Source organism: Nostoc sp. C052 (assembly GCF_013393905.1).
In the GTDB taxonomy this organism is placed as follows: domain Bacteria; phylum Cyanobacteriota; class Cyanobacteriia; order Cyanobacteriales; family Nostocaceae; genus Nostoc.
Genome location: NZ_CP040272.1, coordinates 5,201,745 through 5,224,726, shown reverse-complemented (window position 1 = coordinate 5,224,726; position 22,982 = coordinate 5,201,745). Strand labels below are relative to the sequence as shown.

Sequence of the window (22,982 nt, the reverse complement as noted above, 5' to 3'; positions counted from 1 at the left end):
GGAAGCAAGCTACGCGATCGCATCTCGTAGAGAATACGGTTTTAACCTATACTTAGAGGCCTGTGGACTCGCTGGCAGAGGCTCTCGTAGAGAAGAGACTGTGAAGCACCGCCACTCGTACAGAATACCTAACTGAATTCTGACTTCTTCTTGAAAAAATTGATATCATGTGGTATTTACCTATCTTCCAGCGCTTTCGGCAACTGCTACAACCACGGCGTCGTTTAGCAATTTTTGAAGCTTGTCTGATTGGTTTGGTTTCTGCTCTTGGAGCGGTCTTACTCAAATCGGGGGTGGGATTGCTAGGCGCTTGGCGAGTGCAGACATCGCTACTGCTACCAGCTTGGTTAGTGCTGCCAGGTATCGGACTCGCTTGTGGATTCCTCGCGGGATGGCTAGTTGAGCGCGTAGCACCAGAAACTTCTGGGAGCGGCATTCCTCAAGTGAAAGCAGTGTTAGCGCGTATACCAATGGCTTTAGATTTGCGGGTTGCCGTGGTCAAGCTAGTGGGTGGTATTCTGGCACTAGGTTCTGGGCTAGCTCTAGGGCGGGAAGGGCCAACAGTTCAACTTAGCGCAGCGTTAGCAGCTCAACTTAGTCGGTGGTTTCCGACTTCACCAGACCACCGCCGCCAGTTGATTGCTGCTGGTGCAGGAGCCGGGTTAGCGGCTGCCTTTAATGCACCGATCGCAGGTGTATTATTTGTAGTAGAAGAATTATTACAGGATTTTTCTGAATTTACCTTGGGCACTGCGATTCTGGCTTCTTTTATCGGTGCCGTCGTCTCGCGGGTATTGGGTGGTCGCAGTCTGGATCTCAATTTAGCATTAACTGCTTCTAAGACAGATTTTTTTGTTCAAGATATTCCCTTCTATTTGGTATTGGGGGTTGTGGCTGGGTTGATGGGAGTGCTGTTCAATCGCGGGATTATTGCCAGCTTAACTGTTTACCGCCGTTCTCTACGTTTTGGATTACCTGCTCGTGTGGCTTTAGCTGGGTTAGTGTCTGGGGTAATTGTGGCATTACTACCGCTAGCGTTTCGAGATAACACAGGACTGCGGGAAATTTTAATTACAGGTGAGGCTAGCTGGTCAATAGCTGCGATCGCCTTTGTCTCCCAGTTTATCTTAACTCTCGTAGCTTATGGCTCTGGTGTCCCAGGTGGATTATTTGCTCCGGCTTTGACCCTTGGGGCTGCTCTTGGCTACTTGGTAGGTATGGGAGAACACGCTCTGCTGCTTCCTTTTGGGATAGCGACTGGATTACCAATTACATACGCCTTGGCAGGAATGGGCGCTTTTTTTACTGCGGTGGCCAGAGTGCCAATGACGGGAATAGTCATTGTGTTTGAAATGACTACAGATTTCAATTTGGTACTGCCCTTAATGATTGGCTCTGTAACGTCGTATCTAGTTGCTGAAAAGTTAGCGCCAGGCTCGCTATACGACAAACTTTTGGAGTGGAATGGCATCATTATCCAAAAAGCAGCACCAGCGGGGGGGATAATGACAAATTTGACAGCCAAAGATGTCATGCAGCAGCAGGTAGAAACTCTGGATACAGAGATGCCTTTAGATGAAGTAATCCAAGCATTCGCCCGTTCTCACCATCGTGGCTTTCCAGTGGTAGAGGAGAGCAAGCTTGTAGGGATTGTGACGCAATCAGATTTACTTAATATTCGCGATCGCAACTTAGCCAGCGATACTCCCTTAGGGGAAATTATGACCACTACTCCGGTGACAGTCACACCGATTCACACCCTAAGCAATGTACTGTATTTACTCGATCGCTATCAAATCAGTCGCTTGCCAGTGGTAAATGGACGAAAACTGATTGGGATTATTACCCGTGGAGATATTATTCGGGCGGAAGCAGACCATCTTAATGGTGCAAATGCAACCCCCAAACTACGACCAGATCCTTCATACATAGTTTACCAAACGCGATCGCCCAGCACTGGTAGAGGTAGATTATTAGTGCCCGTAGCTAATCCCGAAACTGCGGGTATTTTATTACAAATGGCAGCAGCTATTGCCCGCGATCGCCATTATGAAATAGATTGCGTGCAAGTGATGCTGATACCCCGCCACAGTTCCCCGTCGGAAACACAGGTAAGAACCGCAAAAAGTCGCCGCTTGCTACGACAAGCAGAAGTCTTAGCAAAAAAATGGCAAATTCCCCTACATACGCAGATTCGAGTTACCCACGATGTTGCCCAGGCAATTTTAGAGACAATCAACGAACAGCACATCGATCTAATTTTAATGGGATGGAAAGGTAACACATCTACCCCTGGTAGGATTTTTGGCAACGTTGTTGACACCATAATTCGCCAAGCCACTTGCGAAGTCGTATTAGTAAAATTAGGCACTACTTCTCACTCCTCACTCCCCACTCAGCACTCGCCACTCAGCACTCAGCACTCCTTTAACAGTTGGCTAGTTCCAATGGCTGGAGGCCCTAATTCCCAACTGGCGATTAAATTGTTACCAGCTTTAATTACATTGGGAAATGAACCACAAATTCGTCTGACACAGGTGTTTAAACCATCTGAACTTAAGCCAGATATGTCAGTTTTAGAACAAGCCATTCGCCATTTGATGCGTCGGCGTAAATTGTCCAGCAGTGTAGTTGCTCTCCCAGTCCAAGCTAATTCAGTTGCAGAAGGTGTGATTAACCTAGTAAAAACCGAAGGTTATGATGTTGTAGTTTTGGGAGCTTCACGCGAGGGATTGTTGCAGCAGGCGATTCAAGGTAATATTCCAGAAGCGATCGCCTCTGGTGTAGAAAGTACAGTGATTTTGGTTAGGGGTGCAATTAATACTTAAAAAATCCAAAGCTAATTGAACATCTACTAGGAGTTTTAAGAGGATGTTTGAAAAGTTTTCGGCGAATTAATAGGGGGTCTAACCATTATTCCTCATTACTCTGATTTGAGTCCGTTGAAACGGACTTGAACTATTAGCCCGAAATTTATTTCAGTGCGGGAAAGCAACGCCAAACCAATGTTTTAGGGGTGATATCATGTCCGATTATTTTTAATAATAAAATATTCCAATAATTAGGGAAACAATTATTGGTATTAAAATTGGAATAGCAACTATCAGTCCCCACTTGCCAAACTTAATTTCCTCACCCTCAGATTTTAAAAATGCAATCCAACCGACAACGCCCATTAAAATCCAAATAAACCCAAAGGCAAGAAATATAATAAATACTGAATCATCCATTTTAAAAAAATTAAATTTAATTTATATAGAAAACCTGGAAAATGAATTTTTATTCATCCTCCATTTTACTAAGACCTCAGATGTTAACTGCTATTAATTCACCGTTTCTATGTAAGTCGGCACGATAAAACCAAACTGTGTAAAGAAAAGTAAACAAGGCTCAAACTCTTTTCCCCCTGCGTTATCCCAACGATAATTCTTTACGCCGACCTACTTATGGCTACATTTAATTCATCTCCCAAATCTTGAGAATGTTCTCACCACTCCCACCACCGGCAATAGTTTGTCCATCTGGGCTGATGGCAACAGCATAAATATATCCAGAACCCGTCTCTAAAGTGCGGATTTCTTTTCCTATAACTGGATTCCAAAGTTTGATTGTTTTATCACTACTCCCACTGACAAGGGTAACACCATTTAGATTTGCACTTGGCAAAAAGGCGACAGAATTAACCTTATCCTTATGTCCCTTTAAGGTATGAATTAACTTTCCTGTTTTCAGATTCCACAATTTAATTGTCTTGTCACTACTGCCACTGGCAAGGGTGATACCATCAGGAGCAAAAGCGACTGAAAGAATCGACTCTGCATTTCCCCCCAAAGTGCGGATTAACTTTCCTGTCTCCAGATTCCACAATTTAATTGTCTTATCCCAACTACCGCTAGCAAGGGTTTTACCATCAGGACTGAAGGCGACAGATTGAACCCCATTGGTATGTCCCTCCAAGGTGCGGATTAACTTTCCTGTCTCCACATTCCACAGCTTGATTTTCATATCCTTACTAGCGCTGCCACTAGCAAGAATTTTGCCATCAGGGCTGAAAGCTACCGAAGTAATTCCGTCGCTATGTCCCTGTAAGGTGCGGATTAACTTTCCTGTCTCCACATTCCACAGCTTGATTGTTTTGTCTGCACTACCACTGGCAAGAGTCTTGCTATCAGGACTAAAGGCGACAGTCCAAATCCAATTGGCATGTCCTTCTAGAGTGCGGATTGCTTCTCCACTTGCTATATTCCAAAGCTTGATTGTCTTATCATCACTAGCACTGCCAAGGGTTGTGCCATCAGGACTGAAAGCTACGGAATTCACATCGCTGGAATGCCCCTTGAGAGATTTGGGTAGAAAAGAAGTTTCCGAGACGCTTTTTGGGGAAGGAATCGGCGAAGAAATCGACGGAGAAAATTCGCTCATTGTATGGGGACGAGTTTGGAAATACCAAACTCCCCCTAACCCTAATATCAAAATGCTAGAACCTAACAGCAGTTGACTTTTCAGATTCTTATTTAATTTTGATGAAACTGGCTCCTTATTGACTCGGGTAGCTGTAAATGTTGGTGTAATTATAGTCGGGGGTACTGATGACGATAGTGGTAGCCGAGTTGTTAAGTCAGTGATGACTTCATCAGCCGATTGGTAACGCTTTTGGATGTCTTGTTGCAACAGCTTATCCAAAACTTCACCCAACTCTATAGACACAGAAATCCCATCCTTACCTGGACTGGTTAAATATTGTCGCCAAGACGAAACCCAACCATAACCTTGCTTTATCCACAATTGAGATGGGCGAACCCCGGTGAGTAAATGAAAACAAGTCGCCCCCAAACTGAATAAATCACTGGCTGGGTAAGCTTTTCCATCTTGCATCTGTTCCAGTGCAGTGTAACCATGTGAGCCAATAACAGTGCCCATTTTAGTCTGCACTGTTGCCGTCAGTTGCTTAGAGGCTCCAAAATCAATTAGCACTAATCGCCCATCACTTCGACGGCGAATAATATTCTGTGGTTTGATATCCCGGTGAATCACTCCCCGCACATGGATAAACTTCAGCACAGGTAATAAATCTAGCAAAAATTCGCGAATCTCTATTTCGCTATAGTTTCCCCGCGTCTCCCATTCCTTAAGCAAATTTTGCCCATCAATAAACTGCTGTACCAAAAACAGATAATGATTTTGCTCAAAATAAGCCAATAAAGTTGGAATTTGCGGATGTTCTGCGAGTTCTTGTAGTCGGCTTGCTTCTTGTTTAAATAGCTGAGTAGCCTTTGTTAGTGGCCCAGTTCCCTGAAGTTTTGGTGCGAATTGCTTCACAACACAGCATTCATTAAGTTTGTGTACATCTTCTGCCAGATAGGTTCTACCAAATCCGCCCTCATCTGACAATACCTGAATGGGACAATAGCGACCTCCTAGTAGGGGTATCAATTCCGCTCTACAACTGTGGCAATAGTTGTTTTTATCAGAATTTCGGGGGTTTTGGCAATCGGGATTCACACAACAGAGCATACTGGGAATCCATTTCAATTGGGGTATATATTCATCTTAAGTCATGCAGTATAATCTCTCTTGTTAGTAAATATCACTGAGATACCATACAAATCCCCAATTTCCTTACCTCATCAGGTATTGAAGAATTTAGATAACTTGGAAGAATCTTTGCTTGAGCGATGCCTTTTGACGAATCAATCGGCGTAATCTCTGCTTGGGTCTTACATCTACAGTTTGCCATTCAGTCAGTCTTACAAAAAAAGATATGGGCAATAATCCGAAAAGCAGCATTTTAAGTTTGTAGTTCAGTATATACTTACGAGATTAGATTTTATTCTAGTAATATAAATTAAGAATATAATTTTTCTAATCTAATGATGACAAATATTTGAGGGATGTAGGATATATGAATTTAGTTAGATTACAGGAAATTACTTTGGCAAGCTTCTAAGTGTATGCGCTAAATTTACCTTTCCGTTTAAATAAGAATAATTCAGATTTATTTGCTGCGGTAAAAGCAGCAAATGATAAATAAAGATTATCCTATTTCTGAAAGACAAAATTATCAGCAAAACTAGGAGTTTAATTATGCTAGTAGAAACCAAAAACTATCACCGCAAATTAAGTCAGCTTTTAATTTGTTGCGTAAGTAGTAGTTTGTTAATTACAAGTAATGTGCTGCCTATAAATGCTTTAGGAAAACCTCAAAATTCTCAAGGCTTTATAATTGCCAAATCACCCGATGAGAGACAACCAGAAGCAGTAAAAAAAGGAATTGAGCAAATTCCTCCTTCTCAAGCATCAATCTCTCCAAGACGGAAGATATCTGTTGATTCACCAATACAGCAAACTCCTCGTATATCATCTAACACAGAAGATTCTCAGCCAACTTCTAGCGTTTCAAATGATAGCTCTACTCCTAGATCGTCTGGACGCAGGACTTCTAACTCAAACTCTAATCGTTCCAATGGTGGTACATCTAGATCGTCTGGAGGTAGAACTGCTAACTCAAACGCAAATCGTTCTAATGGTAGCTCTGGAAGAGTTCGCAAGCCAAGTTCTAATGTAGCTACAGGGAACCAAAATCTCGATAATTCAGCACTTTCTTCTGCAACACTTACTTATAAAGAGATTAACTTTGTAGATGTTGCATTGGGCATTCTGAGTAAAGGTGACTTTAAATCTGAAGGTAGATATTTTCATTTCTACGAGTTTGAAGGGAGAGAAAATCAATTAATCCAAATTAGGCTTGTTGGCAGTAATGATACACGCAGATCCAATAACTTGAGTTTAAAACCCTTGTTGTTTCTGCACGATCCTGATAATAATATCGTCGTCAAAAAAGGCACTTTGGATAAGAGCAGTGGTGGCGATGATGCATTTATTTTTGCACGGCTGCCGAAGAATGGCATTTACAAGATTGCAGTTACTAGCCAAGATCCTGGAGAGATAGGTCGCTATAGTTTGGCTTTGAGGAATGACAGAGCTAGCTATACTTTAGATGAATCAGGTCAATTAACTGCCAAAAGCTCAACCCTGAAACAAAATGGCGGTGCTTACAATGTTTCTAATTTTCAAGGCAAAAAAAATCAGCTTGTAAGTATTCGTGTAGATAGTGTTGATGAAGAGTTTTCGCCTTATGTAGCTTTGCTAAATTCTCAAGGACAGGCGATCGCTATTGATAAAGACAAAGATAAAAATGGTGTGTATAGTGCTTTAATTGACCGAGCTAGGCTGCCTGAAGATGACACTTATTATATAGTTGTTACTTCCAAAAATCCACAGGAACACGGTAGATACAGATTGACTATTTTCTAATACCAATTATGCATGAAGATGCACATAATTAAGACTCCCAAAGACATCAGCTACGGTGTACACACAAGTCTTAAATAGGTGATTAACCAAGGTTTTACCGCACCCTAACCCTCCCCTTATAAAGGGGAGGAAACTAGATTCAAGGCTGTATTATGCAGCTTTCTGTTTGACTACTAAGGCTTTTAAGATAGTTGCAGTTTTTTCAACGCCTCCAGAATCAAAGCTAATTTTCTTTGGTTGTTTTTTGAGGTAATTAATAATATTAATAGCCAAGTAATCAGGTTGCAAATGATTATGATTTATCAATTTGACGATTCCTAAATTGCTTAATTTTTCGGCTCTAATGCTTTGTTCTCGATCTTGGTTGCCTGTAAAGGGAAGAATCATGGCTCGCACACCTGTGGTTAGAACATTCATTGTGGTGTTATAGCCAGGCATGTTTATCGAGAGGTCTGCTTTTTTCATGTAATTTAGCAAGTAAGGAGTATAGCGTCGAATATGAATATTTTTACTATATTTTGCCATTGCTTGCAGTTCATTAAATTTTGAATCTGGGATGAATGGCCCCGTAAAAACCTGAATGTTGTGCGGCAGTCCTTTCTCTAAGAAAGGGGCTGTGTTCACTACACATTCAAGCAATTCATGACCAAATCTCCCACCTCCTACGCTAACTAAAATCAGGGGTTTGTCTGATTTAATAATTTTTCGATCTTCATCAGTAAAAACAGGGTTTTTCGGCGGTTCTTGCACGACATATCCGGTATAATATAACTGACATTTGAGGTCATTGACTCTAGAAAAGGTTTCTTCTAATGGAACTAATTTTTGGTCGCCGTGAACCAACAACATATCAAAATATTTGTTGATTAAGTGACATACTTTTTCTTCGTGTTTTGTCTGCTTGTCTGGTTTAGCAACGACAATATCTCGCAAACTAGAAACGACTTTAGTGGAGCTTCTATTTGATTTTGCTCTTTCTAACAAGGGAATTAATTCAAAAGAGAAGCGTCTTCTTCCAAAGGGGAATAATTCAACTATTAAGATATCAGGCTGGAATTGATCAAATATTTCTAGAAGTCGATTTTTTCTGATTTCCTTGACTTCGTTAAGGCTAAAAGCATCATCTACTACTTGCTGTTCGGCAAATTCTGCGTCAGTTTTAATTGCAGGCAGATTGATGACTTCGACACCAGTAGGAATTTCAAATCCTTGAATTATTTCACCACCATTAATAAAACAAATTTGGAAGTCTTTGGTTAAACCGCGTATAATTTCCCGGCTGCGAACCAGATGCCCCATACCTAAAATATGTTGGCAGTAGAACATAATACGTTTCATGATAACTTAACCTCTTTCAAAGAATTTTTGATTTTGAATTGGTCATAAGTGTTCAGTTAAAAGATTTTGGATTATCAAAACGGATACCATAAGACTTTTTGTCTATCACAAATAAAATTAAATAACATACAAATTTATGTCCCTGGTTTACCTCACCCTCAATCCTTCTCCGATATATTGCAGAGGGAAGCTAGAGACAGAATGAAGTTTTGCATCTTATTTAATCCACGTTCCTAAGTTATTCGGTGAATGGATGCCGTACTAACTTAAGTAGCTTCCCAAGCTTCCATGAGTCTTTTATGAAACTTCTATGAGAAAATTCTCATAATTATTTTTGTAAAAAATAAATAAGGAGTCACAGTGAAGTCAGATGATCTGCGTATTAGGTTCGCAAGCGATAACCCATCCCTCTAACGGTTTCAATGATGTTACTGCCTAGTTTTTTGCGGAGATAACCGACATATACATCGACAATATTAGAACCTGGATTATAGTCGTAGCCCCAAACGTAATCTAGCAGTTGTTCTCGACTTATAACTTGTCCGGGATAACGGCAAAACATTTCTGTCATGGTAAATTCACGAGCAGGTAATTCTACAAAGCGATCGCCTACTTTTACCCGTCGAGTTCGCAAATCAAGCACCACATTCCCGGCTTGGAGGAGAAATTCTTGGGCATCTCTCAAAGGTCTAGCACTCCGCAAACGCAACTTTACCCGCGCCAGAAGTTCTTCAAATCGGAAGGGTTTGGTGACATAATCATCTGCACCCCCTTCTAATCCAGCGACTTTATCGTGAATGTCACTCCGAGCCGAAAGAATAATTACAGGTAAATTTTCTCCTTGTCCCCGCAGTTCTTCGAGTACCTGAAAGCCATCTTTTCCAGGCAAGCCCAAATCCAAAATTAGTAAGTCAAAGCTTCCATTCTGTGCTATGTCTAGCACATACAGCCCATCGGCAATAGTTGTTGTGGTAAAACCCTGCGATCGCAATCCTTTCTCAATAAATGAGGCAATGCGGGGTTCATCTTCAGCGATGAGAATGTTGGGCATAAGCACTCATTTCCTGCGGGGGATCGAGGGGTAAAACGATGGTAAACATCGAACCTTTTCCTAGTTGACTCCGAAGTAATACTTGTCCGCCGTGGCCATCTGCGATCGCTCGGACAATTGACAGCCCCAATCCCGCCCCCTCGGAACGACGACGACTGTTAGAAATTCGAGCAAAACGTTCAAAAATCCGTTTTTGATCGGTAAGGAGAATGCCTTCGCCTGTATCTCGTACCCAGAAACGCACCTTTCCTTTGGCGATCGCAGAACCTATGGAGATAGTATCACTCTTTCTAGTATGCTGAGTTGCATTCTGCGCTAGATTCATCACAGCCTCAGTAATTCTCTGGCGATCAACTATAATCTGACCCTTTGCCACCGCATCTATTTGCCAATCTCGGTCTGCTAGTGCCTGGGCTTTAACAAATAATTCTTGGGTTAAGTCTGCTACATTCACCGTCGCCAACTGCAAAAAATCTAAGCGTTCTGCCTTTGCTAGCAAAATCATATCATCGACCAGACGACTCATCCGGTCTAGTTCTCCGATAACCAGTGTCAGGGTTTCCTGTTGCTCTTGGGGGTCATCTCCCATTAGTTCTAGATGTCCGCGAATGATGGTGATGGGAGTTCGCAGTTCATGCCCAGCATCGTTGACAAATTCTCGCTGGGTAGCAAAAGCTGCCTCTAGTCTGTCCATCATTTCGTTGAATGTCATTGCTAGTTCTGCCAGTTCCCCTTTACCTCGCGCCGGTAAACGCTGGGTTAAATCTGACTCACTAATTGCATGGGCAGTGGTAGTAATTGTCCGTAGAGGAGCCAGCACCCGTCCCGCCGCCAACCACGCCAAAATGAACGACACTACAAATACTAAACTAGAAACCTCAATAATTACCGAGACTGCTTCCAGTGTCTCTGACCGATCATCATCTGTATTATGGGCAATAACGAAGACACCCTGGGTTTGTCCATTAATTTTAATCGGTTCCACCATGTAAAGGATCTTACTAAGATCCGGGCTGGAAAATTCTTTTTCTCCTTGTTCTGGTTTAGTTTGTTTTGCCCAGCGCCGCATAAGTGGTGAGTCCTTGGCAAGTAGTTTGGGACGCATTCTGGGGCTAGATTTATAAAATTTACCATCAATAAATGTGATGAAGTAAGAGTCATCCTTTGGTAGTCGATACAACAGATAAGCTCTGAAAAGTCCGATCAAATCTTCTTTGGAAGTTGGAGGAGCGATTTGTTTATTGCCAGCCAGCAACCATTTCAATTGCTCTGACCCAATCACTGTGTCTTCTGGATCGTCTTCAGTGAGTGCATCATTTGGGGCAAAAGTTTCACCTTTAATTAACGCATTAAAAGCCGCCATGTCTTCTACCATGTTTTGATGAACCCGCTCATCAATGCGCTGGTAGAGCTTATAACGAAATGCAGGGATGGCGATGAGAAAAGTAATCGCAAAAATCAGCAAGTACCAGAGCAAAATTCGGGTGCGTGCTTCTCCAAATACTTGCTGCCAACTTGAAAACGAAAACAACTTAAGTCTTTTAATCATTGGTATTGGGCATTGGGCATTGGTTATTAATTATTCTCCCTTGCCTGCTTGCTCCTTAATTCCCTAGATTTATCTATGGGTTTACTCAGCACTCAATACTCAGCACTTACTGAGACAACCGCCAAATCTTAATAGTATTGTCTTCACTACCACTGACAAGGGTTTTGTCATCAGGACTGAAGGTAACAGATGTCACGGTGTTGGTGTGCCCTGTCAATGTGAGAATTTCTTCTCCTGTGGCTGGATTCCACAGTTTGATGGTGCGATCGCGGCTACCACTAGCAAGAATTTTACCATCGGCGCTGAAGGCTACGGATGTGATGGTGTTGCTATGTCCCGCCAGTGTGCGAATTTCTCTACCAGTATGTAGATCCCAAAGTTTGATGGTGCGATCGCGGCTACCACTAGCTAAAGTTTTACCATCGGGGCTAATAGCCACGGTTGTAACTGTTTGAAAATTTCCTTCTAGTGTGCGAATTGGGTATCCCTTTGTTAAATTCCAGATTTTGATCGTCTTGTCAAAACTGCCACTAGCCAGGATCACGCTGTCGGGGCTGATGGCTACTGAACGCACCCAGAATGTATGCCCTGATAGTGTCCGAATTTGCTCTCCTGTTGCTAAATTCCAAATTTTGATTGTGTTGTCATCACTACCAGTAACCAGAGTTTCGCTATCAGCACTGATGGCTAGGGTATGAACTGAATCAGAATGCCCCATGAGAGTGCGAATTTGTTTTCGTGTTGTCAGATTCCAGATTTTGATGGTGTTGTCATCGCTGGCACTAACCAGAATTTTGCCATCTGGGCTAATTACCACGACATTCACCTGCTGAAAATGCCCGTTGAGTGAAGAGATTTGTTTTCCAGTTGCGAGATTCCAAAGTTTGATTGTACTATTGTCGCCACTGCTGGCAATGGTTTTGCCATCGGGGCTGATGGCGACAGATAAAACTGAGTTTTCGTGGGCTTGGAGGGTGTTAATTAGGGAAACCTTATCCAAAGTAATCTTTAGTGGTTGACCTAAAAGCGCCTCATCTTTGCCAGAATTATTATGGTGAATCAACCTAGAAACCAAAGTGGTCTGAATCTGGCGAAAATGTTTATACCAAGATTCTCCAAAGCCGAACAACATCATCAAAGCACTTACCAAGATTAGAATTCTCAGTAAGGGATAACTTTTTGGTAAAGATGGTGCCCTAGTTGGTGGTATTTTCCCAGATGATTTACCCGCTGGTGGTAAGGCGAGGAGTTGTTTTGGAGTCAAGTCTCTAAGGACTTCATCGGCTGACTGGTAACGTTCATGAATATCTTTTTTCAAAAGCTTGTCGATGACAAAATCCAACTCAGGATTTAATGGACTCCGTAAATATGCCCGCCAATTACTCACCCAGGCGTACCCAGATTCCATCCACAACTGAAAGGGCGAATTTCCTGTTAGCAGATGAAAGCAGGTAGCCCCCACACCAAACAAGTCACTGGCAGGGAAAGCTTTACCATCTCGAATCTGTTCTAGGGGAGAATAACCATGTGAACCAATGGATGTGCCAGATTTCTGCTGAACTTTGGCGGTGAATTGCTTTGAGGAACCAAAATCAATCAGGCTTAATCGCCCATCACTTTTATGGCGGATAATATTTTCTGGCTTGATGTCCCGATGAATAACTTTGCGATCGTGGATAAATTTCAGGATGGGCAGTAAATCTAGCAAAATAGATTGAATTTCTCTAGCGTTATAAGACTTGCGCTGTTGCAACTCCTTTAACAAATTCTCTCCATTGATAAACTGCTGAACTAAATATAGGCAGCCATCTTGCTCAAAGTAAGCTATTAAAGTTGGAATTTGGGGATGTTCCCCAAGGTCTTGTAGACGCTGGGCTTCTTCAGCAAACAACTCCATCGCCTTTTTTTGCGACCAAGTTCCTTGGAATTTTGGAGCTAACTGCTTGATAACACAACGTTCATTGAGTTTATCTACATCTTCTGATAGATAGGTTCTGCCAAATCCCCCCTCATCTGAAAGGACTCGGATCACACGGAAGCGATTTCTTAAAAGTGACACCAGCGGGGTGCTACAACTTTGGCAAAACTTCTTTCCATTGGAATTCAGGGGATTTGAGCAATCGGGATTTAAGCAGCAGATCATGATCTGACAGGCGCGACTGCATGACAACTTAGGCTAAGTTTGCCCCGAACTTTCCCTTAATAAAATTGACTCTCGGTTACTGGTGGTAGAAAACCCTGTTCTGGGGTTTGGGGAATTACTTATATAGTTAGCGTTTGTAAATAGTAGTCAGTCTTCCTCTTCTGTGGAAAACTACGAGAGCCATAAGATTAATTATTCTATCGATTATATAATAATTTGAATATAAATAATTTTCTGAAATATTAAAGCTAGTAAATTTGCTTGTATATTGACAAGCAATAACTAACTAAGTATTGAAGATAAACCCTGATTAATTAATCATCACTGAATATCAAGTATAGTTAAAATAATTACTAAATTTGTTTTGGCTATTTTAAATCGCAGATAATTAGTTATTCATTTGATACTTTAGATCAAAAATGCTTCTAACTGGGCTACCTTGTTTCCTTGAGCCTTGCCCTCAATTTCCGAATAGCATTAGCAGTTCTGGCTACAGGTGGCACGTATACATCATAATTTTCGTATTGTGTAATTTCGTGTTTTGTAATTTCATATTTGGCAATTTCGTGTTGTGTAATACTTTTATTATTCAATTTTTGGGTAGTTAAACAGTTCGCCAAAGTCAGTGAATAGCTATCATTACCTAAAGCTTTGATCACTTCATCAGCAGTCTTAAATCGATCTTCTAAGGTAATTTTCACCATCTTTCCTAAAATCTGGGCGAAACTGTTACTGATACTTACGTGTTTTTGCCAAGATATTTCACCAGTGTTATGGTCATAATCCAGTTCTAAAGGACTTTTTGCAGTCAACATATAAATACAAGTTATACCCAGTGCATAAATATCACTGGCATAAACTGGACGCAGAGAAAACTGTTCAGGTGGTGCAAATCCCCTAGTCCCGATAAAGTTGGTATTTGCGTGATTCATTGAGTTTTCACAAGCATCAGCTAATTGCTCTTTCACCGCACCAAAATCAATCAGCACTACCCGACCGTCATACTCACACCGCAATAAATTCTGGGGCTTAATATCCCGATGAATCACATGATGTTTATGAAGATACTGTAATACAGGTAATAATTCCTGGAGAAATTGCTTAACTGAGGCTTCACTTTTGGCCCCAGTTTGCCGCACTTCTCGCGCTAAAGTCAAACCCGGCACGTATTCTTGAATTAAAAAAAACTCCCCACTCGCCTGAAAGTAGTCTAATAGCATGGGAATTTGCGAATGACTACCGAGTTGACCCAAAGTTCTTGCTTCTTTTTCAAAGCGCATACATGCCCTTTGCCAACTTTGGGGGCTAGTTACTTTCGGACAAAGTTGTTTAATGACACACAGAGGATTCCCAGGTAATACGGCATTTTTGGCTAAAAAAGTGACACCAAAACCACCTCGACCCAAAATTTGCAGTATTTCGTAGCGATCGCGAAATAACCGTTTAGAACCACACATCTGACCAAGCTGAGTTTGCTGTGAAATAAGTTGAGAATTCGTTATTTTCTGAGAAAAGCGATTCATTAGTATAAAATATCTGCTCTGAAATGTCTCTAATTCTACGACAATTTTTTCCTGGCAACAGTAAAACTACTGGGTCTTTGCCAAATCCTCACTAGTCTTGTATTAAAAGTTTAAAAAGTAAAAATAAATTTTTGTAGAACTAAGTAAGTCGGCAATGATAAATTAAACTATGTTAATACCATTTATTTGTGAAGCTGCATATAATTTGCCACCCGATGCCTTGGGGAGACTACAGGGGGTTATTATTATGTGCGTTGTGCATCTTCATACAGAATTGGTATAAGTAATATAAAAATCTTAGAGCATACTTGTAGTATACCGCAGAGTGTAATACAAACCTTTAATTCAGGGTACTTTTAGTATCACACGGCGTAAATAAACCACCTATTCAAAATCAATGAAACGCTTACGCTGTAATAGTTTTGAATTTTGTTAGCGCAGCGTCTCCTGCTTTGCTCCTAAATTCTGAATTCTGCTGTATATTTATTTAGCTTATATTCTCTAAAAGAAATCTAAAATGCCTTTTTTAAGCAATTTTACTGATTTTGCTTCAAACTAAGAATATAGTCAACACCAATTTTCAAACGGAGAAGGTTAATATATGAGTCTGATAGATGGTATATTCCTGACGCTGTTAAATACTGTTGCCTGCCTAGCACTGCCTAAGCTGCTATCTCTAATTCTACATGGCAAAAATCAATACACTGAACCATTGCCATCTGCTTCACAAGATTAAAACTGTGAAATTGCCAGTTTTTCTTAGTGTTCACTGACTTTATCTATAGCAGTTCCCATTTAGATGAAGTAGAACAATATATCGCAATGTGTCGGCGTATAGCACATTGTTGTCAACTTAACGTGAAAGCAAGTATAGAACTAGCCTTTAGATTGCCTCGTTCCCAGTCTCCGACTGGGAACGTTCGTCGTTGAGGCTCCCCCTCTCTTACTAGCAGCAGAGCCGCCAAGAGTAGCATTTTCAGCCTCCAACTGGAAACGAGGTTTTAAATAAATGATAGAATTACGCTTTATTTACTGATTATCACTTATATTTTCTTATCATTGAAAGATTACTAAAATGTTACTATAGTTGGCGCGATCGCTAATCAGTAATGTAATATTTTTTACTTATTGTATAAGAATATAATAAGTTCAGAAAAATGTCTGCGATCGCAAATTTTGAATTCATATTGTAACCTGGCAGTATCTAAAAATTGACGTAGAAAATATTTGAAAATATTTGATGCACAGCTTACTAAAAAATCCAATCTGGTTAAAAGCTTTAGTTATTTTTATATTAACATTGGGGATATTTTTTCGATTTATTAATTTAGATAAAAAGATTTATTGGGGAGATGAAACTTTCACGTCACTAAGGCTTTCAGGCTACACAACAAAAGAGGTCAATAGCCAACTCTTTGACGGCAGAATAGTTACTATAGAAGACATCCAAAAATATCAACGCACCAATTATCAAAAAGATTTCACTGATACTATTAAAGGATTAGCATTAGAAGAACCGCAGCTTCCACCGCTATATTTTCTCATAGCTAGGTTTTGGGTAAAACTTTTTGGTAATTCTATTGCAGTAACGCGGAGTATTTCTGCACTGATAAGTCTGCTAATCTTTCCTTGCACTTATTGGTTGTGTTTAGAATTATTTGGTTCATCACTGGTAGGGTGGATAGCAATGGCAATTATAGCTGTTTCACCTTTTAATGTATTGTATGCCCAGGAAGCAAGACCTTATAGTTTATGGGCAGTGACTATTGTTTTATCAAATGCCTCATTTTTGCGAGCATTGCGACTCAAAACAAAGCTGAGTTGGTTACTCTATGGAATAACAATGACTCTTGGCTTATACACATACTTACTAAGTATATTAGTAGCAATTGGGAACGGATTATATGTGTTGGTCATTGAACGCTTCCGATTTACTAAAACTGTCATTACTTATATTATCGCGTCATTGTTGGCGATTTTAGCGTTTTTTCCGTGGATTTTGGCTATTATTGTTAATTTTAATAGTTTTCGAGAAACTTCAAAGTGGGCATTTGAAACTATGCCAATATCAAATGTTATTCAGGAATGGATGAGAAATATCAGCTATAGCTTTATGGATTTTTGGTATTACTTTACATATTTCCCTGATTCTAAATTTAATCTATCTTTCGGTACTTATCTAATTCCTCTACTTTTGATTTTAGTTGGATACTCGGTTTATTTTATTTACCGTGAAACTCCCCCAAAAATCTCAGTTTTTATTCTGACATTGATGAGTGTTAACTCTCTACCCCTAATGCTGTCAGATTTAGTTTCAGGGGGATATCGGTCGATTATGGCACGATATTTTGTTCCCTCTTACATAGGTATTTATTTATCTGTAGCCTACTTATTTGCTAGAAAAATAAATTCTATAAATAGAAGGCTATTTATCACTAACCTATGGAAATTATCTTTCCTTGCTCTTTTAATAGGAGGAATTATATCTTTTTCTGTTAGTTCTCAGCTAGAAACTTGGTGGACTAAAAGAACTCTTGATCATGTTATAGTACCCAGACTAATCAACCAAACTTCTCATCCACTATTAATCCTTGAAAACTCTATACCAATGGTAGCGTCTCTTAGTTATTTGCTGAATTCAGACGTTGATTTTCAGTTTATAAAAACTAAACAACTCCCAATCGTTCCTAATAAATTCAGCAATGTGTTTTTACTGGAGTCTCCCAAGTTTCCGGTAAATAAATTTGAGGAAGAGCAAAAAATGAAAGGGAAGCTTGTCTACAAAGGTCGAAAGCAAAACCTATGGAAACTAGAGAAGAATTCAGGCATAAAATAGACTTAAGTAGATCGACGTAATACCGTTTCTTTGTGAAGCTGCATATAATTCACCCCCCGATGCTTTGGGCTACGGTGTATACACAAACAAGTCCAATTACCCCCTTTAATCCCTTCTTTATAAGACCTACCGTGTATACACAAGTTGAGTTGGGAATCGAATGGACATAAAAGAACGGAAAATTATTTTTAAAATCCTTGATTTTCCGTTAAATCTCTATCAATAAGCTTACACTATTGATAATTAGCTTGCTAAGTTTAAAACCTTGCCTACTAAGGCTTGTATCTTAGCTAGGCAAGGATTTTAGGACTTGTGTATACACCGTAGCTTTTTAAGAGGGTAATTGGACTTGTGTATACACCGTAGCAGCTTAAGCAGTGGAATTGAATTTTGAATTTTGAATTCGAGCGAAGCGAGTATCATTCCTATTTTGATGGACAGGTGAACCGAAAGGTTCTACAATCTGACTGATTGTGGTAAATTTACCTATTGCCCAATCCATATAAGCATAGTAAAGATTTTCTAGTGATTCTGTTTGATTGCGGAAGCACTAAATTAATATAGGAAAGTCTTTGAGTAAAGGGCAGCAAGCAAATGGATGTAAAGCTGATTCTAGCTGGATTAACAGTTATATTTACGCTTTCGTGCTTATTTTTTGGCACGAAAAATGGATTCTATGATTCAGATAACTATCACGGCAATGGCTCCGCACATTGAGATAAGTCTGTAGATGCTCGATCGACTTCCCAGAAGGTGAGTTGGCTAAGATAGCTCCGAACTTGCAACAGGGAAAAGAAACAAGAGGCAAACTCCTTTGGTTTCTAGTTTGATAGCTTCTCGTTAGCCCACCTTTCCGAACCAGTGCGGGTTTGGTGGAGGCGTCCTCCCCAATCAAAAATCTGTATTCTCAGGGTGTAGGGGCGCACGATAAAACTTACCCCTAAGTCACAAAACCAAAATTTGTGTAACTTTTGGCTTTTGGGATATGTCCATGATGATGAGGTTTGAGGGGAGGAGAGCATGAGGGATAATCTGTCGGCATCCTCTCGCGTAGATGCTGCGGAAGCGGGTAGTGAATTAGAATGTTTGCCCTATAGTGTCCAGCATGACAATGAGGGCGTGTGTTTATTGGTGAAGATGGGTCCACACCGCATTCTATTGGACTGCGGTGTGGAGGATATTTCATTGCTGGCTAAGGGCCTTCCTAAGTCGGGAGGTGGAGCTAGTTCGCCCTTACCAGCAGATTTAGTTTTGATTAGTCACGCCCACCCAGATCACTCCAGAGGCTTACTGGCACTGAATAAAGCTTTTCCCAAGTTACCTATTTATGGTAGTGAGGTGACTAGCAAGTTGTTGCCGCTGAATTGGCTAGAGGAAGATCCTGAGAAAATTTCCAAATTTTGTCATGCGCTGCCGTTGCGATCGCCTGTAGAATTCCAAGATGGTTTGGTAGCAGAATTATTTCCCGCAGGGCATCTACCAGGAGCAGTGGCAATTCTCCTGACCTACACCACCCAGCAGCGTACATACAAGCTACTGTATACAGGGGACTTTTTCTTATCAAACTCCCGCTTGGTAGAAGGTTTGCGTTTAGAGGAACTGCGGGGCTTAGACTTGGATGTGCTAATCATTGAAGGTAGTTATGGCACATCCCGTCATCCTCACCGCCGCAACCAAGAAAATCAACTAGCCGAGCGAATTAATCGAGCGATCGCTGATCGTTGTTCTGTAATTCTTCCCACCCCGGCTTTAGGATTAGGTCAAGAATTATTAATGCTCTTGCGATCGCATCACCATTTCACCGGACGAGATTTAGATATTTGGGTAGATGGTGCTGTCGCTACTGGTTGTGATGCCTACCTAGAACTGCTACCCCACCTTCCTCCATCGGTGCAGAATTTCGCTCGCCATCAACCCTTGTTTTGGGATGAACGGGTACGTCCCCGCGTGCGTCGTTTGCAACCAGAACATCGTTCCAATGTAGGCAAGTCACCTTGTATTGTCCTCACCGACTCGACATCTGATTTAGGTGAACATTGCCAACTAGACACCGGCCCTTGGCTGATTCTCCTACCAGAAAAAATTGATATAAAAGTTAATAAAGAATATTTAGCACCTACTAGTGTTGAAACCTATCTCTTAGCTCAACATAGTGATGGCCCTGGTACTACGCAGCTAATTCATAACTTACGACCCCAGCATGTCATTTTTGTCCACGGTTCTCCTGCCTACTTGGCAGACTTGACTAGCTTAGAGGAATTGCAAAACCGTTACCACGTACATTCCCCGGCGGCTGACACCTTAGTAGAACTGCCCATCGGCGATACATTTTTACAACCGGCAGCACCAGAGACTAACTACGAAGGCGAACTGACAGAGTTGGGAACAGTAATCACAATCACCCTACCCAATGTGATTACTGCCGATCCGCGTTGGCGGCAATTTGCCGACACTGGTTTAATCGAAGCTCGTTGGCAAGGGGAAGAACTGGTATTAAGGGGATTGTCTCAACGAGAACTGCTCAACCAAAATAGCGATCGCTATACATGGACAGATGTAGACTGTTGTGGTACTTGCCGACATCAAAGGGGGCAGCGGTGTTGGAATCCAGCTTCCCCGTTGTATAACTTCAAAGTAACTCTCGAAGGTTACTGTCCTGCCTTTGAAAGTTTATCTAATCCTGAGTCCTGAATGCTCAATACTGAGTTAGGATTTTTTAACTCAGCACTCAGCACTCAGTACTGGTTATTTATTCTGGATTCGAGTCAGTGTAACGGTTGTGGATGCGCTCTGCTTCGGGACAATCTTCAGTCATCAGAGGTTCCACATTCCCGCGCGGTACTGAAGCCAATTTTTGCGTTACAGCACCAATGCTCTCAAGGCGAACCATTTCTTCCCAAGAACAAACTTCATCCTCTTCTTCTGTTTCATAGCGTAGGGTAACTAAATCTCCCTCTATATCTATGATGCGGGCGCGTTCAATCCAGCGTTGCTGGTCCCGCAAGAAAACACATACCTCGCGCCCATCGCAACACAGTTGATAAATCTTGCGGTGTAGCATGTATTGTTTCTGCCTTTTTAAACAACGTAGTTAAACCTGTGAAAATCTGGGTTCTACCCCATTACATTACACCTTTAAGAGGTTAATTTCACTCTTCAGAACAAGTACGCTTCATCATCCAATCCCAAGACTTGCTTCTAGTTGTCAAAATATCGGGAAATGTTGGATCATGAATCAATTGATTGCTCTCACAATGAACTAAGTCCCCCTCTGGCTCATTTTAGGGAATGTCTGCTTCATCGAAGAAGTCAAACAATTCGGTACCTGTCCTAACCAGGTTTATATTTCTTGGTGAGTCATTCTTACAATTGTGTAATAAAGAATACTCCAAAACAATCGTTGATTGCGGTTGTTTAATTTGCCTACTTTTAATCATTGGCATTACTGGGAAGTCCGGGGACTTGGTTTTACTTTTACCCACTTGTATCTGATCTTAACTCATTCTCTTGCTGACCTTGATGGTTTTCTACAAGAACACCCAAAGAGTTTTGAGTTTTTAAGATTTTTGCCTGATTATAACCAAGAAAAAGGCAATGGAGTCGGGAAAAAGGCAGATAGACAAAAGAGATAAGGGGCAGAGGCAATACTTCTCGGTTAAGGGGAAAAGGGGAAAGGGAAAGAAAAAACCTTTAACCCTTACCCTTTAACCTTTTCCCCAAACCCGATTCCGAGTTAAAAATGCTTAACCGAGAAGTATTGGGGGCAGAGGGTAAATACCCTGAGAAGATTAATTCTCTTCTGCTTCTTTTGTGGGAGTGTCAGCAAGATTTATCAAGAAAGGCAGTTCTTGCTGTTCGCGCAGCGTGTTCTAGACAGGCTAGGAGATACCAAATCATCCGGGGTCGAATCCTTTTGGAGTTTGCTCATCCTGCCTCCTGCCCCCTTCAACCGATAGAGGAAATTCCATAAGCACGTTCGACGAGGACGCTTCTCGTTTAATTTGACCTGCGCGAACTGCATTGTATAGGGATGCGAGAAAAGGCAAATCCTCTGACTGATAGCATTTGGTAGACAGCACTTGCTGGAGTAAACCCTCAGATTCAACACTAAGATATCCAGTTTCAAAAGCAGATTCAATGAGTGTGCGAATCATCTTGATTAGGGCAGAGTAAACAATTTATTATGTCAAGTGTGGAACATTTCTCTCGCTTGCTAATTGATATAGAACATTAATACTGTGTGATTAGTGTTACACGTGAGCAGTGATTCATATCACAGTGAATAGTATAAGTTTTGGATGCTCAGTACATTAATATACGGAGATGATTTGCATAAAGCCACCCTAGAAGCACGGGGTTTTAAACCCAAATTTTCGATAAAGAGATAGAGTTTTAAGGCAGAATATTTAATAATCAGCAATCAAGCAAAAAACTGGCGGAAATCTTCATCTTTTTGACTTAATTGCACCCAGTCTAGATTTAAGGACTGGAATTTTTGCACTAAGCGATCGCAAGCTGGACGTTCGGTAGCGTAATGTCCAGCATCGATTAAAATAAGATTGCAATCGCGGCTTTCTTGAAACTGATGAAATTTACAGTCAGAAGTCAGATAAGCTTGAGCGCCAGTTTTGGAGACGGCTGAAATGTAACTAGCCCCTGAACCACCCAAAACAGCAACTCGTGAAATTGTTTGCTGTAAATCAGCAGTGGGGGAAAAAATCAAATTAGGGGGAGAAAGTCGGGTTTGAATAGTTGTGAGTAATTCCTGTAATGTTAGAAATGGCTCTAGCAAACCAACACGACCATATCCTAATCCTCCTTGTGTAGGTTCTATGGGAGTAACTTCTTTGAGTTCTAAAATCTGAGCTAAAACGTCAGCAGTCCCATCTTGTACTTGGTCAAAATTCGTGTGAGCAGTGTAAATACCAATATTGTGGGTAAAAGCTAACCGTACCATTTCTGCGATCGCTTCACCAGTGCGTAAAGATTTGAGAGGATTAAAAATTAAGGGATGATGGGCGAATATCAGATTAGCATTTTCTGCGATCGCTTCCTGCATTACCGCCAAAGTTGGTGTCAAACAAACTAAAACCCGTGCTTTTTCTTGTAAAACTCCTGGTTCAATTTGCCAGCCACAATTATCCCAACTTTCACACCAAGCAGGATTTGCCCATACTTCAAACCAAGTAATTAAATCAGCAATTTTCATAATTATTTTGTTCAGCAAT

16 protein-coding genes are annotated in these 22,982 nt (G+C 41.0%); 6 read left to right on the top strand and 10 right to left on the bottom strand.

Annotation, left to right across the window (positions count from 1 at the left end):
• Positions 1-167: 167 nt before the first annotated feature.
• Positions 168-2,828, top strand: coding sequence for a chloride channel protein (locus tag FD723_RS21565; protein WP_179067180.1), 2,661 nt, complete (start codon positions 168-170; stop codon positions 2,826-2,828).
• 210 nt (positions 2,829-3,038) lie between these two features.
• Here FD723_RS21565 and FD723_RS21560 read toward each other — a convergent pair whose 3' ends face one another.
• On the bottom strand, positions 3,039-3,230 hold the full coding sequence (locus tag FD723_RS21560; RefSeq protein ID WP_179067179.1) for a hypothetical protein: 192 nt from the start codon (positions 3,228-3,230) through the stop codon (positions 3,039-3,041).
• A 226-nt stretch (positions 3,231-3,456) separates the two neighbouring features.
• A complete protein-coding gene (locus tag FD723_RS21555; protein WP_179067178.1) occupies positions 3,457-5,514 on the bottom strand; it encodes a serine/threonine-protein kinase in 2,058 nt (685 codons plus the stop codon).
• A gap of 570 nt (positions 5,515-6,084) precedes the next feature.
• Between FD723_RS21555 and FD723_RS21550 the strand changes: the two genes are divergently transcribed.
• Positions 6,085-7,314, top strand: coding sequence for a peptidase (locus FD723_RS21550; RefSeq protein WP_179067177.1), 1,230 nt, complete (start codon positions 6,085-6,087; stop codon positions 7,312-7,314).
• Positions 7,315-7,464: 150 nt separating this feature from the next.
• Here the strand turns inward: FD723_RS21550 and FD723_RS21545 are convergent, their stop codons facing one another.
• The 5 genes from FD723_RS21545 to FD723_RS21525 form a co-directional block, all read right to left on the bottom strand.
• On the bottom strand, positions 7,465-8,652 hold the full coding sequence (locus tag FD723_RS21545; protein ID WP_179067176.1) for a glycosyltransferase family protein: 1,188 nt from the start codon (positions 8,650-8,652) through the stop codon (positions 7,465-7,467).
• 382 nt (positions 8,653-9,034) lie between these two features.
• Positions 9,035-9,703, bottom strand: coding sequence for a response regulator transcription factor (locus FD723_RS21540; RefSeq protein WP_179067175.1), 669 nt, complete (start codon positions 9,701-9,703; stop codon positions 9,035-9,037).
• Complete coding sequence (locus FD723_RS21535) at positions 9,681-11,252, bottom strand: cell wall metabolism sensor histidine kinase WalK (protein ID WP_179067174.1); 1,572 nt, start codon at positions 11,250-11,252, stop codon at positions 9,681-9,683. Before FD723_RS21535 ends, FD723_RS21540 begins: the two co-directional genes overlap by 23 nt.
• A gap of 106 nt (positions 11,253-11,358) precedes the next feature.
• Positions 11,359-13,395, bottom strand: a complete 2,037-nt coding sequence (locus FD723_RS21530) for a serine/threonine-protein kinase (protein ID WP_179067173.1) — start codon at positions 13,393-13,395, stop codon at positions 11,359-11,361.
• Positions 13,396-13,829: 434 nt separating this feature from the next.
• Positions 13,830-14,918 carry a serine/threonine-protein kinase gene (locus FD723_RS21525; RefSeq protein WP_179067172.1) on the bottom strand — a complete coding sequence of 363 codons (1,089 nt, stop codon included), beginning with the start codon at positions 14,916-14,918 and terminating at the stop codon, positions 13,830-13,832.
• Between the two features lie 601 nt (positions 14,919-15,519).
• Here FD723_RS21525 and FD723_RS42970 point away from each other — a divergent pair.
• The 3 genes from FD723_RS42970 to FD723_RS21515 all read left to right on the top strand — a co-directional run bounded on the left by FD723_RS42970 (position 15,520) and on the right by FD723_RS21515 (position 20,445).
• On the top strand, positions 15,520-15,654 hold the full coding sequence (locus tag FD723_RS42970) for a hypothetical protein (RefSeq protein WP_256874892.1): 135 nt from the start codon (positions 15,520-15,522) through the stop codon (positions 15,652-15,654).
• Positions 15,655-16,158: 504 nt separating this feature from the next.
• Entirely contained in the window at positions 16,159-17,754 is a 1,596-nt protein-coding gene (locus tag FD723_RS21520) for a glycosyltransferase family 39 protein (protein ID WP_179067171.1), read from the top strand.
• A 1,020-nt stretch (positions 17,755-18,774) separates the two neighbouring features.
• Positions 18,775-20,445, top strand: coding sequence for an MBL fold metallo-hydrolase (locus tag FD723_RS21515; protein WP_179067170.1), 1,671 nt, complete (start codon positions 18,775-18,777; stop codon positions 20,443-20,445).
• Positions 20,446-20,503: 58 nt separating this feature from the next.
• Here FD723_RS21515 and FD723_RS21510 read toward each other — a convergent pair whose 3' ends face one another.
• Positions 20,504-20,815: a DUF6679 family protein gene (locus FD723_RS21510; RefSeq protein WP_012408115.1), complete on the bottom strand. Its 312-nt coding sequence runs from the start codon at positions 20,813-20,815 to the stop codon at positions 20,504-20,506.
• 358 nt (positions 20,816-21,173) lie between these two features.
• On the opposite strand from FD723_RS21510, the gene FD723_RS21505 reads away from it, so the two are divergent.
• Positions 21,174-21,386 (top strand): hypothetical protein, encoded by a 213-nt coding sequence (locus FD723_RS21505; RefSeq protein WP_179067169.1) that lies wholly within the window; start codon positions 21,174-21,176, stop codon positions 21,384-21,386.
• 261 nt (positions 21,387-21,647) lie between these two features.
• On the opposite strand, the gene FD723_RS21500 is transcribed toward FD723_RS21505, so the two are convergent.
• Complete coding sequence (locus tag FD723_RS21500) at positions 21,648-21,908, bottom strand: hypothetical protein (RefSeq protein WP_179067168.1); 261 nt, start codon at positions 21,906-21,908, stop codon at positions 21,648-21,650.
• Positions 21,909-22,174: 266 nt separating this feature from the next.
• Positions 22,175-22,963 (bottom strand): Nif3-like dinuclear metal center hexameric protein, encoded by a 789-nt coding sequence (locus tag FD723_RS21495; protein WP_179067167.1) that lies wholly within the window; start codon positions 22,961-22,963, stop codon positions 22,175-22,177.
• Positions 22,964-22,982 lie beyond the last annotated feature (19 nt).

Coding starts and splice junctions, on each gene's coding strand:
- FD723_RS21525 (WP_179067172.1), bottom strand. CDS start 14,918: ATGAATCGCTTTTCTCAGAAAATAACGAATTCTCAACTTATTTCACAG.
- FD723_RS21555 (WP_179067178.1), bottom strand. CDS start 5,514: ATGCTCTGTTGTGTGAATCCCGATTGCCAAAACCCCCGAAATTCTGAT.
- FD723_RS21560 (WP_179067179.1), bottom strand. CDS start 3,230: ATGGATGATTCAGTATTTATTATATTTCTTGCCTTTGGGTTTATTTGG.
- FD723_RS21510 (WP_012408115.1), bottom strand. CDS start 20,815: ATGCTACACCGCAAGATTTATCAACTGTGTTGCGATGGGCGCGAGGTA.
- FD723_RS21540 (WP_179067175.1), bottom strand. CDS start 9,703: ATGCCCAACATTCTCATCGCTGAAGATGAACCCCGCATTGCCTCATTT.
- FD723_RS21545 (WP_179067176.1), bottom strand. CDS start 8,652: ATGAAACGTATTATGTTCTACTGCCAACATATTTTAGGTATGGGGCAT.
- FD723_RS21565 (WP_179067180.1), top strand. CDS start 168: ATGTGGTATTTACCTATCTTCCAGCGCTTTCGGCAACTGCTACAACCA.
- FD723_RS21520 (WP_179067171.1), top strand. CDS start 16,159: ATGCACAGCTTACTAAAAAATCCAATCTGGTTAAAAGCTTTAGTTATT.
- FD723_RS42970 (WP_256874892.1), top strand. CDS start 15,520: ATGAGTCTGATAGATGGTATATTCCTGACGCTGTTAAATACTGTTGCC.
- FD723_RS21550 (WP_179067177.1), top strand. CDS start 6,085: ATGCTAGTAGAAACCAAAAACTATCACCGCAAATTAAGTCAGCTTTTA.
- FD723_RS21515 (WP_179067170.1), top strand. CDS start 18,775: ATGAGGGATAATCTGTCGGCATCCTCTCGCGTAGATGCTGCGGAAGCG.
- FD723_RS21530 (WP_179067173.1), bottom strand. CDS start 13,395: ATGATCTGCTGCTTAAATCCCGATTGCTCAAATCCCCTGAATTCCAAT.
- FD723_RS21535 (WP_179067174.1), bottom strand. CDS start 11,252: ATGATTAAAAGACTTAAGTTGTTTTCGTTTTCAAGTTGGCAGCAAGTA.
- FD723_RS21500 (WP_179067168.1), bottom strand. CDS start 21,908: ATGATTCGCACACTCATTGAATCTGCTTTTGAAACTGGATATCTTAGT.
- FD723_RS21495 (WP_179067167.1), bottom strand. CDS start 22,963: ATGAAAATTGCTGATTTAATTACTTGGTTTGAAGTATGGGCAAATCCT.